Raw genomic sequence first — 13,134 nt, forward strand, 5'->3', positions numbered from 1 at the left:
TCAGGCGTTGTCCAGAAGCCATGCTTCCAGGCTGGCCACGGAGTGGGCCACGAACAACGGCTTCAGCTCGTCGAAGCTCTCGGGCTCGTGCGCGCCGTAGCTCACGCCCACGCTGGCGCAGCCGGCATTGAGCGCCAGCTGCAGGTCGTGCGTGGTGTCGCCGATCATCAGCGTGCGCTTGGCCGGAACCTCGAGTTCTTCCATCAGTTCCAGCAGCATGCGCGGATGCGGCTTGCCGAAAGTCTCGTCGGCCGTGCGCGAAGCATCGAAGCGGTCACGCAGCGCGACCGACTTCAGCGCCTCGTTCAGTCCGCGGCGCGACTTGCCCGTGGCTACCGCCAGCTTGTGGCCGCGTGCGCGCAGGGAGTCGATCATCTGCAGCACGCCGTCGAACAGCACGAGGTCGTCCTGGTGCTGCAGATAGTGATAGCGGTAGCGCGCGCCGAGTTCGGCGTATTTTTCCTTCGGCACATCGGGGGCCGCGCGCGCCAGGGCTTCCGCCAGGCCCAGGCCGATGACCCACGCGGCATCGTTCTCGCTCGGCTTGGCGCCGCCGACGTCGATCACGGCGGCCTGGATGCAGCGCACGATGAGCCGCGTGGAGTCATAAAGAGTGCCGTCCCAATCGAAGGCGATCAGGTCGAAACGCAAGGGTCTGGAAGATTCAGTCATTGGCCGTAGGAGTCGGGTGTTGGGCAAGCGCCTCGAGCGCCTGGGGCGGCATCAATGCGTGCAGTTCGGGTGGCAGGCCGGCTTGCAGCGCCACGCGCTCGCCGGTCGCGGGATGGTTGAACTGCAATCGCCAGGCATGCAGAAACATGCGCCGGAGGCCGAGTTTTTGCAACGCGCGCTGGCGTTCGAAGTCGCCGTACTTGTCGTCGCCCGCAATCGCATGGCCGGCCGATGCAAGATGCACGCGGATCTGGTGCGTGCGGCCGGTCTTGATGGTGACCGCCAGCAGTGACAGCGGCGCGGCATCGCCCGGCAGCGTGAGCCGCGCCAGCACGCGCACCAGCGTCACCGCGCGCATGGCATCGGGATGGTCCTTGGCGACCACGCGCACCCGGCGCTCGCCAGCGCCTGCGCCATCGCCCGGCAGCAGGTATTTGGCAAGTGGCGCGTCGAGCACCTTCTTGTTGGCGGGCCAGGCACCTTCGACCAGCGCGAGGTAGGTCTTGCCCGTCTCGCGCTCGCGGAACTGGTCCTGCAGCGCCACCAGCGCGCTGCGCTTCTTTGCCACCAGCAGGATGCCTGAGGTCTCGCGGTCGAGCCGGTGCACCAGTTCCAGGAATTTCGCGGCCGGCCGTGCCGTGCGCAGCTGCTCGATCACGCCAAAGCTCACCCCGCTGCCGCCATGCACCGCCACGCCGGCGGGCTTGTCGATGGCAATCAGCGCGTCGTCTTCCAGCAGCACCGGAAATTCGCGCGCCGGCGCAGGCGGCGCGGCGCCCTCCTCGGCACGCGGCGATATCCGCACCGGCGGCAGCCGCAGCACGTCGCCGGCCTCGATGCGGGAGTCGGCCTGCGCCCGCCCCTTGTTGATGCGCACCTCCCCCGACCGGATGATCCGGTAGACATGCGTCTTGGGCACGCCCTTCAGATGGCGGAACAGGAAGTTGTCCAGCCGTTGCCCGGCGGACTCCGCATCCACAGTAATGAATTTGATGGACGCGTGCGGCGCTCCGGCATCGGCCGCGGCTTTTTGATCTGCGGGATTTGGAGTGGCCGCAGGGCTTTGCTTCGCACCTATAATGTTTTTCACCAGCGCGGTCGTGTAAGTGCTTGATTAGACAGAAGTTTAGATCACTGCAGTCAAACACCCAGGACAACGCTGCGAGGTCGATGCCGCTTTGGCGCCGAGACTGCAAACCCCGCGCAATTGCGCAAAGTGGCAGCCCCTGCACCCAAGTCAAGCCGACACCCACGAAACACCGATACGGAATACCCAGCCTGCAGCTTCCAAGCTGCCGGCGGATCGAAGCGAGTCCCTTGTGTTGATGCTGCTGATTCAAATGTGCCTGCGCTGGCCCACCTGGCTTCTGCCAGCGGCCTCAGGCATCGAATCATCCGCACCGCGCGCCACCATTGCGCAACCAGCTATCAATAAGATAGCTGCTCAACACCGAATCTGGCTCGCGCCCATCCACGCGCCCCCACCCCGGCTGTCTTCTTGAGCTGACGCTCAAGAGGCCTGTTCGCGCTTGTCGCGGCAGTGACAGCAACCGGGGCCAAGCGGCAATTCCCCTCGTTTCGCGGGCGTCGTCCGTGCATCGTTGGCCCGTCATGGGCCGGTAGAACGATACATATAAGGACAACGCATCATGAAGCGGATGCTGATCAATGCCACGCAGGCCGAAGAACGCCGCCTGGCCATCGTCGACGGGCAAAAGCTCCTCGACTACGAAATCGAGATCGAAGGGCGCGAACAGCGCAAGGGCAACATCTACAAAGCCGTCGTGACGCGCGTCGAGCCCTCGCTCGAAGCCTGTTTCGTCGACTACGGCGAAGACCGCCACGGCTTCCTGCCGTTCAAGGAAATCTCCAAGCAATACTTTGCCGAAGGCGTTTCCGCCAACCAGGCACGCATCCAGGACGTCATCAAGGAAGGCCAGGAGCTGGTCGTCCAGGTCGAAAAGGAAGAACGTGGCAACAAGGGCGCGGCCCTCACCACCTTCATCTCGCTGGCCGGCCGCTATGTCGTGCTGATGCCCAACAACCCGCGCGGCGGCGGCGTGAGCCGGCGCATCGAGGGCGACGACCGCGCCGAACTCAAGGAGGCGATGGACCAGCTCGAGTACCCCAAGGGCATGAGCATCATCGCGCGCACCGCCGGCATCGGCCGCTCGGCGCCCGAACTCCAGTGGGACCTGAACTACCTGCTCAAGCTCTGGAGTGCCATCGACGGCGCCGCCAAGGGCGGCAAGGGCGCCTTCCTGATCTACCAGGAATCGTCGCTCGTCATCCGCGCCATCCGTGACTATTTCAATCACGACATCGGCGACATCCTGATCGACACCGACGACATCTACGACCAGGCGCAGCAGTTCATGGCCCACGTCATGCCCGAGCATGCCGCCCGCGTGAAGCGCTACCGCGACGACGCCGCGCTGTTCAGCCGCTTCCAGATCGAGCACCAGATCGAATCGGCCTATGCGCGCACCGTGCAGCTGCCCTCGGGCGGCGCCATCGTGATCGACCACACCGAAGCACTCGTGTCGGTCGACGTGAACTCGGCCCGCGCCATCAAGGGCGGCGACATCGAAGAGACCGCCACCCGCACCAACCTCGAAGCCGCCGACGAAGTGGCCCGCCAGATGCGCCTGCGCGACCTGGGCGGCCTGATCGTCATCGACTTCATCGACATGGACGAGTCGAAAAACCGCCGCGAAGTCGAAAGCCGCCTGCGCGACGCGCTGCGCCAGGACCGCGCCCGCGTGCAGTTCGGCTCGATCAGCAAGTTCGGCCTGATGGAAATGAGCCGCCAGCGCCTGAAGCCGGCTCTCTCGGAAGGCTCGTCGATCCCCTGCCCCCGCTGCGGCGGCTCGGGCCACATCCGCGACACCGAATCGAGCGCGCTGCAGATCCTGCGCATCATTCAGGAAGAGTGCCTGAAGGACAACACGGCCGCCGTGCACGTCCAGGTGCCGGTCGAAGTGGCGTCGTTCCTGCTGAACGAAAAGCGCCCCGAAATCGCCAAGATCGAGCTCAAGCAGCGCGTCACCGTGCTGATGGTGCCCAACAAGACGCTCGAAACGCCGAACTACAAGCTCGAACGCCTGAAGCACGACGATCCGCGCCTCGACCACATCGAAGCCAGCTACAAGATGGCCGACGAGATCGAGGACCCGACCGCCGTCACGCGCCGTTCGCAGGAACCCACCAACAAGCAGACGCCGGTCATCAAGGGCGTGCTGCCCGACGCACCGGCGCCCGTGGTGCCGCCCAAGCCCGAGGCCGTGCGCGCGCCCGCCGTGGCCCCGGCACCCGTCGCGCCGCCCGTGGCGAGCGCACCGGCTCCGGCCGAAATGGGCTTCTTCGCCCGACTCAAGAGCTGGTTCGGCGGCACGCCGGCACCGGCCCCCGCACCGGCCGTGATTCCCATCGAGGCTCCGAAGCCCGCGCGCCGTGACGGCGGCCGCTCCGGCCGCGACGGTGAGGCGCGCGGCGCCCGCGATGGCGAGCAGCGCCGCGGTGGCCGCGGCGGCGAAGGCCGCAGCGAAAACGGTGGCCGCTCCGGTGGCCGCGACGGCGAACGCCGTGGCGGACGTGGTGGCGAGCGCCGCGGCGAAGGCCGTGAAGGCCGCAGCAGCGAACTGCGCAACGAGGCCGCCCAGCAGCCTCGCGAACCCCGCGAGCAGCGCGAACCCCGCGAAGCACGTGGTCCGCGTGAAGGCGAACAACGCCGCGGCGGACGTGGCGAACGCCGCGAGGCGAAGGCCGCGAGGCTCGGCCGGTGGCTGCCGAACTCGACGGCAACCTCGACGCACAGCAACTGGCGTCCAACGCACCGGCCGGCGACGAAGGCAATGCACCCGCGGAACGCGCGCCCCGCGCCCGCGGCGAACGCCGGGAACGTGGCGAGCGCGGTGAACGTGCTGACCGCGGCGAACGCGGCGACCAACGCAATGCCGCCGAGGCACCGCGTGAAGCGGCCGGTGGCGACAATGCCGCCGCCCAGGACGGCACCCAAGCCGAACGCGCACCGCGCGGCGGCCGTGAAGAGCAGCGCGGCCCGCGTGGTGAGCGCAACGACGGCCGCCGCGAGCGCCGCGGCGAAGGCCAGCCACGTTTCGCCAACGGCGAAGCACCGGCATCTGCCGACGAAGCGGGTCTGCGCGGCGCCGAGCCGGCTGATGTCGCGTCCGGCAACGAAGGCGAGACCGGTGGCAACGAGCCGCAAGCGCCGCGCCGCGAAGGCGACGAGCAGCGCCGCGGTCGTTCGCGCGACCGTTATGGCCGCGACCGCCGCGAACGCGGTCCGCGCGACGAGAGCGAAGCCAATGTGGCTGGCGCATCGGCAGAGGCGAACGAAGCGCCCGTGCGGCAGCAGCCGGAACACGCCGAAGCCCGCACCGCAGTGCCCGAAGAAGCATACGCACCGGCACCGCGAAGCTACTTCGACCGTCCTGCACCGGCACCGGCACCGGTGCCGGTGCTGGTGCCGGTGCCGGCGCCGGCGCCCGCAGCAGCCGCTGTCGTTGCCGTTGCCGCAACGCCCGCCGTCGCTCCCATCGTGGTCGAAAGCAGCATCAGCAGCAAGCCTGCCGCCAATGGCCGCGCACTGCCGAAGGTTCAGCCTTTCGAACTGCCGCTGGGCGAACTGGCGCAGATCGCCGAGAGTTCGGGCCTGCAGTGGGTGAACTCCGACGCCGAGCGCATTGCGCAGGCCCGTGCAGCCATCGCGGCCGAGCCGAAGCCGGTGCATGTGCCGCGCGAGCGCCCGCCCGCCATCGTGCTCGACGCCGGTCCGCTGGTGCTGGTCGAAACCCGCCGCGAACTCGGTTCGATGACGCTGCCTTTCGAAAAGGCGCCGTCCGACGCGCAAGGCGTGAACTGAAGAAGCTCAGGCCCCAGGGCCTGAGCGCAATAGAAAACGGCGCCATCGTTGGCGCCGTTTTTTTATGGGGAATGCAAAAACGCAGGGACGGCCAATGCCTGCCGCAACGCAGGCGGGGCCGAAGCCCCTTCCTTCAGACCTTCTCGATTTGCGCCGCGCGCTTCCAGGCCTCGGCCGCATGCTCGGCATCGCCGCGCGCTTCGGCCAGCTCGGCCAACGCAAGCCATGCACGGCGATAGAGGTCCGTGTCCTGCAGGCCCAGGCCGGCCTGGGTGAGCAACTGCTGGGCCTTGCCCCAGAGCTGGCGCTTCATGCACGCCATGCCCGCGAGGTATTGCAGGTTGGGGTCGCGCGGATTGTTTCGCTGGGCCGATTCGATGCGGGCGAGCCACTCGGCGTCCACTGAATCGAGCCCCGCTTCGAGCGCCCGCGCCAGCTTGACGCGCAGGGCGTCGCCCAGCCCCCGGGGCTGCGACACCATGCGTTCCCAGGCAGGCAGCAGCCATTCGCGCGCCAGTGCCAGGTCGCCGCGCAAAGCCACCATGCGCTGGGCGGCATGAACCGCCACCTCGGGCATTTCACGTTCGACCACGTCGAGTTCGGTCCAGGCACGAAGCAGTTGCGCCGGGTCGTGTGCACCGGACAACAGCTCGGTCGCCAGGCCGCGCACGATGCTCTGCGCCGCAGCGTCGGAAAACGCGCGGTGCTTGGCGAGCAGGCGTGCGGTTTCCAGCGCTTCGAGCGTGCGCCGATCCTGGCGCGCGGCCTTCAAGCGAATACGCAGGGCAAGGGTTCGCCGTTGCACACCCTGGGGAAGCTCTTCGAGCCGGGCCAGCGCCGCCGCAGGATCGCGGTCTTCGAGCGCCCAGCGCGCGGCGCGCAACTGCACGCCTTCGCGCGTCTCCGGGGTGGCCAGCATGGTTCGGTCAGCGCTTTCGTTCAGGGCTTGCTGCAGGTGGGCATCGCGCGCCGGCCGGTCCTGCAAGGCCTGCGCACTCTCGGCAGCCAGCAGGTGCGACAGCACGCGAACCTGCTGCGCTTGGGGCAGCTTGGCATCGAGGGCCGCGAGCGTTTTTTCCTGGACCAGCGCAGCCTGCGCGGCCTTGCGCGCGCGCGAGAAGCGCCCCGACAGCAGTTGCACCATCGAATCGAGCAGGGCCGAATGCAGCGTGCGTTCCTTCTGCTGCAGCCGCCATTGGCGGGCCTGGGTCGGCAGCGAGAACAGCGCCGCCAGGCCACGCAGCGCAAGATGCAGCAGGACGAAAGCAGCCAGCAGGATCACCAGCACCAGGTTGAGCGAAAGATCGACCCGCCACGGCGGCCAGAACACGGTGATCGTGCCCTGGTTGTTGCCGGCGAACAGGGCCACCGCCGCCGCAATGGCGAACAGCGCCAGGAGCCAGAGTGCTGCCCTCATATCAACGTCCGGCAGCCGCGGTTGCCAGCGCGGCCAGCGTGTCGTCGATGCGCGGAGTTTCGGAAGTCTTCACCTGGGCCTGGAGTTGCTGCAGCAGCGTGGCGGCGGCCTGCGTGCGCCGTGACGCCGGATCGAAATAACGGTTCAGCGTTGCGGAAACCGTGGCGAGCTCGCTGCGCGCGACGTCCACCTGCCGCGACAGCAGAGAGAGGCGCGCATTGAGCAGCTTGAGCTTGAGGTTCTCGCGCAGGAAAAAAGTCTGGTCGGGCGCCAGCAGCACGGCCTCCGGGCGATCGATGCGCCCGACCCGCACCAGCGACCGCGCTTCGGCGCGCACCGTGAGAAGCGCCCGCTCCCACCATGGCGCGTCGGCCGGAATGGGTTCGGGCTGCCAGGCATTGAGACCGTTGCCGCGCGTGGCCACCGCATTGAGCGGCGGCAGGTCGTCCACGCTGCGCGTCAACTCGTCGATTTTTTGCAGGGCTTCGCCGCTGTCGGCACTGGCGCTGCTGCGCAGGCGGTCGGCATCGCGCTGCATGGCACGCTGCAGCGGCGCAAGCCGGGGTTGCGCGGCGCGCGCAATGCGCTGGTCGCCGGCCTTGAGGGCCGCAAGCAAGGGCTCCACGCTGCCCGTGACCTGGGCCTGCTGCAGCGCAAGGCGCACGGCCGACTCGATGTCGACCACCAGGTTCTCGTCGCGCGAACGCGAGAGGCTTTGCATCAGTTCTTCGAGCTGCGAGCGCTGCAGCGCGACCTCCGCGACGCGGGTTTCGGTGAGGGCGGCACGCGCCGCGGTGTCGCGCACGGTCTCGATGGCCTGCCGCGCGAGCGTGCGCGCCTCGAGCGACTGGGCTTGCGCATCCGCGCTCTGGCGCGCCAGCTGCTCCTGCATGCCGCTGACCTTCTGCCAGAGAGAAATGGCAATCACCAGGGCCGCCAGGGACACGATGGCCAAGAGGCCGAGCCCGATGCGGGAGAGTGTGGTTGCGGCGGCCGCCAGCGACTCCGGCGACTGCGGTGCCGCCAGCGTGGCAGGCACCGGCGCGGTGGCGGATGGGGGGGAGAAGTCGTCGGACGGGGACGCGGCACTCATGTGAAGGATTCTATCGACGCGATCATTGCCTCACGCAGCGGCTTGCACACCCGCACCGCGCCGAATCCCGCGGCCCGCGCGGCCTCGGCGATGCGGGCATGGGTTGCCACGGCGCCGGCCGCATGCCACTGGGTGCCGGGCAAGGCATCGCACAGGTTCGCGATGGCTTCGGAGCTGCTGAACAGCCAGATCGCACGGCCCGCGGCGCCCTCGCGCGCCAGCGCGCGCGCCGCTTCGTCGAAGGACGGCGGCAGGCGCCGATAGGCGACCACGGTGTCGCGGCAACCTTGCGCGGCTTCGATTTCGTTGGCGAGCCAGTCGCGCCCGCTGGGGTTGCCGGCCGCGTCGCCGCCACGAACGATCAGCACGCGCACGCCCGCCGAGACCTGGGTTCGCACCCGGTCCCACAGCGCTTCGGAGTCGAAGCGGACGGCATCGGGCGCAGGCGCATCGATGGCCTCTTCCGGCACGCCGGCACGCAGCAGAGCGCGCGCGGTGCCCGGACCGGTGGCCCAGAAACGCAGGCCTGCCGCGATCGCGTCCTTTGCTTCTGCGCCTTCCGCGTGAAGAAAGAAATGCTCGACCGCGGTGGCGCTCACGAACATCAGCGCCGCGTAGTCCGACAGGCGCTTCCAGGCTGCCCGGAGCGGCTGGGCGTCGACGGCGGGCTCGATGGCGATCAGAGGCAGTGCGGCCGCCTCGAGCCCCGCGGCGCGAAATTCGTCCACCCACTGCACGGCCTCGCGCGCCGGCCGCGTCACGATCACGGGCTTGGCGGCAGCCATGTCTCTCGGGTCGCCTGCTTCAATGAGCGCCGGCGGCGCGCAGCAGCGTGGCAGCCTGCTCTCCGAGCACGCCGGCCTGTGCAAAATCGGCCGCTTCAGCCTCTGCATGAACCCGCACCAGCGGTACGTTGCCCTCGGGATCGCCCCACGCAGCATCGATGCGCAATGCGCCGTCGGCCTGCCAGCGCGCATGAGCCGCCAGCGGCATGGAGCAGCTTCCGCCCATCGACCGGCTGACCGCGCGTTCGGCGGCAGTGGCCAGCCAATCGCCCCGGTGCGAAAGAGACGCGAGCAGCGCAATCAGATCGGCGCGGTCGGCCCGTACCTCGATGCCGAGTGCGCCCTGCCCCGCCGCCGGGAGCATGGTGTCGGGCTCGAACGCGACGCGGATGCGCTCTTCGAGGCCGAGCCGCTTGAGCCCGGCCGCCGCGAGCACGATGGCGTCGTACTGGCCTTCGTCGAGCTTGCGCAGGCGGGTGTCGAGATTGCCGCGCAGCGGGCCGATGCGCAGGTCGGGCCGCAGGGCGCGCAACAGCACCACGCGCCGCAGGCTGGAGGTGCCGACGACAGCCCCCTGGGGTAGCTCGTCCAGTGAGGCATAACGCGGCGACACCAATGCGTCGCGCGGATCTTCGCGCTCCAGCACGCAGGCCAGCACAAAGCCCTCGGGCAGATCCATTGGCACGTCCTTGAGCGAATGCACCGCGATGTCGGCACGGCCTTCCTCGAGCGCGAGCTCGAGCTCCTTCACGAAGAGGCCCTTGCCGCCCACCTTGCTGAGCGATTTGTCGAGGATCTGGTCGCCACGCGTGGTCATGCCCAGCAGGCTGACCGCGTGGCCTTTTTCTTGCAGCAGCGCTTGCACGTGTTCGGCTTGCCACAGGGCCAGCCGGCTTTCGCGCGTGGCGATCACGATATTGCTCAAGACCGCTCCCAAAAAGTACAAGTTTCAGACCTCCGGAATGCTAGCATGTTGCGCCGCAGCAACGCAGGCGGCGCACCCATTCAAGTCCCCAGGAACAACATCGAATGAAAGCCAGCAAGACCCCTGCCCCGCCCAAGCGCCGCCAAGCCGAGGACCAGCCGCTGATCGACGACATCCGGCTGTTGGGCCGGATCCTCGGCGACGTGATCCGCGAACAGGAGGGCGAGGAGAGCTATGCACTGGTCGAGAAGATTCGCACGCTGTCGGTGTCCTTCCGCCGCGATGCCGACCATGCCGCCGACCGCGCGCTGAAGAACCTGCTCAAGGGTCTCAGCGCAGCCGAGACAGTGCGCGTGATTCGCGCCTTCACCTATTTCAGCCACCTGGCCAACCTGGCGGAAGACCGTCACCAGATCCGCCGCCGCACCGAGGCCGAGCGTGCCGGCGAAAGCGCCGACGGCGATCTGCAGACGGCCCTCGCGCGCATCCGCAAGGCCGGCATCAAGCCCGACGAGGTGGTGGCTTCGCTGGCGCGCAGTTATGTGTCGCCGGTGCTGACCGCGCACCCGACCGAAGTGCAGCGCAAGAGCATCCTCGATGCCGAGCGCGCCATTGCGCAGCTGCTCACCGCGCGCGACGAAATCAAGCTGCGCCAGAGCGCCTACGCTGCGGCCAAGGACGCGCTCTCGCCGCTCGAATTCGCCGAGAACGAAACGCAGATGCGCATCCGCGTCACGCAGATCTGGCAGACGCGCCTGTTGCGCTTCTCCAAGCTCACCGTGGCCGACGAGATCGAGAACGCGCTGAGCTACTACGAAGCCACGTTCCTGCGCGAAATTCCGCGCGTCTACGCCGATCTCGAAAAGGCGCTCGGCCAGGGCGGTACCGTGCCTTCGGTGGCACCCTTCCTGCGCATGGGCCAGTGGATCGGCGGTGACCGCGACGGCAATCCCAACGTCACGGCCGAAACGCTCGAATACGCTCTGCGCCGCCAGGCCGAACTGGCACTGCGCCATTACCTCACCGAAGTGCATTACCTCGGCAGCGAACTCTCGCTTTCCGCCACGCTGGTGGACGTGTCGGTCGAGATGCAGGCGCTGGCCGAACGCTCGCCGGACACCAGCGAACACCGCAAGGACGAGCCCTACCGCCGCGCACTCACCGGGGTGTATGCGCGCCTCGCGGCCACGCTGCGCGACTTGGCTGGCGGCGAGGCCGCGCGCCATGCCGTGCCGCCGCAAAACCCCTACACCCGGGCCGAGGAGTTTCTGGCCGATCTTCACACCGTGGAACAGTCGCTCGCCGAGAAGCACGGCACCGTGCTGGCCGCACCGCGCCTGCGGCCGCTGATTCGCGCGGTGGAGGTGTTCGGTTTCCACCTGGCCACGGTCGACCTGCGCCAGAGTTCGGACAAGCACGAGGCCGTGATCGCCGAGCTGCTGGCCACCGCGCGCATCGAGCCCGCGTACGCCTCGCTGGCCGAAGAGGCCAAGCAGACGCTGCTGCTCAAGCTGCTCGACGATGCGCGTCCGCTGCGCGTGCCCGATGCCGAATACTCGCCGCTCGCGAAGAGCGAACTCGCGATCTTCGCGGCCGCGCGCATCGCGCGTGCGCGATACGGTGCGGCGGCCATCCGCCACTACATCATCAGCCACACCGAAACGGTGAGCGACCTGCTCGAAGCGCTGCTGCTGCAAAAGGAAGTGGGCCTGTTGCGCGGCAAGATGGACAGCAACGCGACCTGCGACCTGATCGTGGTGCCGCTGTTCGAAACCATCGAAGACCTGCGCAACGCCGCGCCCATCGTGCGCGCCTTCTATGCGCTGCCGAACATCCAGGCGCTGATCGAGCGCTCGGGCGCCGAACAGGACGTGATGCTCGGCTACAGCGACAGCAACAAGGACGGCGGCATCTTCACCAGCAACTGGGAGCTCTACCGCGCCGGCATCGCGCTGGTGGCGCTGTTCGACGAGCTCAACAAGAAGAAGAAAACCAATCCGATCCGCTTGCGCATGTTCCACGGCCGCGGCGGCACGGTGGGGCGCGGCGGCGGCCCGAGCTACCAGGCGATCCTCGCGCAGCCCCCCGGCACGGTGCGCGGCCAGATCCGCCTCACCGAGCAGGGCGAAGTCATCGGCTCGAAGTACGCGAATCGCGAGATCGGCCGGCGCAACCTCGAGACGCTGGTCGCCGCCACGCTCGAAGCCACGCTGCTGCCGCAGGCCAAGTCGGCGCCTGCCACATTCCTTTCGGCAGCCGGGGAGCTTTCGACCGCAAGCATGGCGGCCTACCGCAGGCTGGTCTACGAAACCCCGGGCTTCGGCGATTACTTCTTCGGCTCCACGCCGATCCGCGAGATTGCCGAACTCAACATCGGCTCACGTCCCGCTTCGCGCAACCCGAGCCACAAGATCGACGACCTGCGCGCCGTGCCGTGGAGCTTCAGCTGGGGCCAATGCCGGCTCACCATTCCCGGCTGGTTCGGCTTCGGCTCGGGCGTGGAACAGTTCCTGGCGTCGGCCGAAACGCCGGCTGCGCGCAAGGAACGCCTCGCGCTGCTGCGCCGCATGTATGCGCAGTGGCCGTTCTTTCGCACCCTGCTCTCCAACATGGACATGGTGCTTGCCAAGAGCGACCTCGCGCTGGCCTCGCGCTACGCCGAACTCGTGACCGATCGCAAGCTGCGTCAGAAGGTGTTCTCGATGATCGACACCGAATGGCACCGCACCTCCGACGCGCTCACCCTCATCACCGGCGCCAAGCAAAGGCTCGAGGGCAATGCCGAGATGCAGCGCTCCGTGCGCCACCGCTTTCCGTACATCGACCCGCTGCATCACCTGCAGGTCGAGCTGATGCGGCGCTATCGCGCGGGCGAAGGCGGCGAGCGGCTGCAACGGGGCATCCACATCTCCATCAACGGGGTCGCGGCCGGCTTGCGCAACACCGGCTGACGGCGTCCGGATCGATCGAGGAACAGACCAGGAAAGGGCGTCTTGTACGCCTTTTCCTACGCAAACAATTGCTGAATAGCAATCCGTAAGGTCAATTAAGAGAGTAGGGTCGGGAACGTTCAAAGTTTCTCGCTATCTCTCGCAATCGCGCGGCAGCTCGAGTCGTATTCAGGAGCCCGTTGCAATGTCCACCCCGCAGTCCCTCACCCATTCGCAGATCGATTTCGTCACTAACGATTTCGAGGCGCTGGCCTCCCACATGCGCCACTGCGCACGTGCCCACGGGCGATGGTTCTCGATGCGAAGCCACATGCAGCGGGTGCGTGCACTCGCTGCGGGCCGGATCGTCACGATGGCCTGCGTTGCGGCAGCTTTCGGCATCGGGCTCTTCGCCATCGCCTGAGGG

The 13,134-nt window shown here is 67.9% G+C and carries 8 protein-coding genes and 1 pseudogene; 3 read left to right on the plus strand and 6 right to left on the minus strand.

Annotated features, from left to right (window positions below; genetic code table 11):
* Together ACAM55_RS18080 and ACAM55_RS18085 are read right to left on the minus strand one after the other, a co-directional pair.
* Nucleotides 1-672, minus strand: coding sequence for an HAD-IIIA family hydrolase (locus tag ACAM55_RS18080; protein WP_369652861.1), 672 nt, complete (start codon nt 670-672; stop codon nt 1-3).
* The gene (locus tag ACAM55_RS18085) at nt 665-1,762 is read right to left on the minus strand and encodes an RluA family pseudouridine synthase (RefSeq protein ID WP_369652862.1); all 1,098 of its coding nucleotides are present in this window, start codon (nt 1,760-1,762) and stop codon (nt 665-667) included. The genes ACAM55_RS18080 and ACAM55_RS18085 overlap by 8 nt, the downstream gene beginning before the upstream one ends.
* Before the next feature lie 559 nt (nt 1,763-2,321).
* On the opposite strand from ACAM55_RS18085, the pseudogene ACAM55_RS18090 reads away from it, so the two are divergent.
* Nucleotides 2,322-5,557 (plus strand): annotated as a pseudogene (locus ACAM55_RS18090) (Rne/Rng family ribonuclease).
* 133 nt (nt 5,558-5,690) lie between these two features.
* On the opposite strand, the gene ACAM55_RS18095 reads toward ACAM55_RS18090, so the two are convergent.
* The 4 genes from ACAM55_RS18095 to hemC are packed head-to-tail and all read right to left on the minus strand — an operon-like array spanning nt 5,691 to nt 9,798.
* Nucleotides 5,691-6,974 (minus strand): heme biosynthesis protein HemY, encoded by a 1,284-nt coding sequence (locus ACAM55_RS18095; RefSeq protein ID WP_369652863.1) that lies wholly within the window; start codon nt 6,972-6,974, stop codon nt 5,691-5,693.
* 1 nt (nt 6,975) lies between these two features.
* Nucleotides 6,976-8,067, minus strand: coding sequence for a uroporphyrinogen-III C-methyltransferase (locus tag ACAM55_RS18100; protein WP_369652864.1), 1,092 nt, complete (start codon nt 8,065-8,067; stop codon nt 6,976-6,978).
* Nucleotides 8,064-8,852 carry a uroporphyrinogen-III synthase gene (locus ACAM55_RS18105; RefSeq protein WP_369652865.1) on the minus strand — a complete coding sequence of 263 codons (789 nt, stop codon included), beginning with the start codon at nt 8,850-8,852 and terminating at the stop codon, nt 8,064-8,066. Before ACAM55_RS18105 ends, ACAM55_RS18100 begins: the two co-directional genes overlap by 4 nt.
* A gap of 19 nt (nt 8,853-8,871) precedes the next feature.
* Nucleotides 8,872-9,798: a hydroxymethylbilane synthase gene (gene hemC / locus ACAM55_RS18110; RefSeq protein WP_369652866.1), complete on the minus strand. Its 927-nt coding sequence runs from the start codon at nt 9,796-9,798 to the stop codon at nt 8,872-8,874.
* Nucleotides 9,799-9,881: 83 nt separating this feature from the next.
* Here hemC and ppc point away from each other — a divergent pair, with 83 nt between their 5' ends.
* Both ppc and ACAM55_RS18120 read left to right on the plus strand, forming a co-directional pair.
* Nucleotides 9,882-12,728, plus strand: coding sequence for a phosphoenolpyruvate carboxylase (gene ppc / locus ACAM55_RS18115; RefSeq protein ID WP_369652867.1), 2,847 nt, complete (start codon nt 9,882-9,884; stop codon nt 12,726-12,728).
* 184 nt (nt 12,729-12,912) lie between these two features.
* Entirely contained in the window at nt 12,913-13,131 is a 219-nt protein-coding gene (locus ACAM55_RS18120) for a hypothetical protein (protein WP_369652868.1), read from the plus strand.
* Nucleotides 13,132-13,134 lie beyond the last annotated feature (3 nt).

Origin of the sequence: Variovorax sp. V213, from assembly GCF_041154455.1 — a bacterium.
GTDB lineage: Bacteria > Pseudomonadota > Gammaproteobacteria > Burkholderiales > Burkholderiaceae_C > Variovorax.

Bases quoted from the DNA above. Each gene is read 5' to 3' on its own strand.
- ACAM55_RS18080 (WP_369652861.1), bottom strand. From the start codon at position 672: ATGACTGAATCTTCCAGACCCTTGCGTTTCGACCTGATCGCCTTCGAT.
- ACAM55_RS18100 (WP_369652864.1), bottom strand. From the start codon at position 8,067: ATGAGTGCCGCGTCCCCGTCCGACGACTTCTCCCCCCCATCCGCCACC.
- ACAM55_RS18105 (WP_369652865.1), bottom strand. From the start codon at position 8,852: ATGGCTGCCGCCAAGCCCGTGATCGTGACGCGGCCGGCGCGCGAGGCC.
- ACAM55_RS18095 (WP_369652863.1), bottom strand. From the start codon at position 6,974: ATGAGGGCAGCACTCTGGCTCCTGGCGCTGTTCGCCATTGCGGCGGCG.
- ACAM55_RS18120 (WP_369652868.1), top strand. From the start codon at position 12,913: ATGTCCACCCCGCAGTCCCTCACCCATTCGCAGATCGATTTCGTCACT.
- ppc (WP_369652867.1), top strand. From the start codon at position 9,882: ATGAAAGCCAGCAAGACCCCTGCCCCGCCCAAGCGCCGCCAAGCCGAG.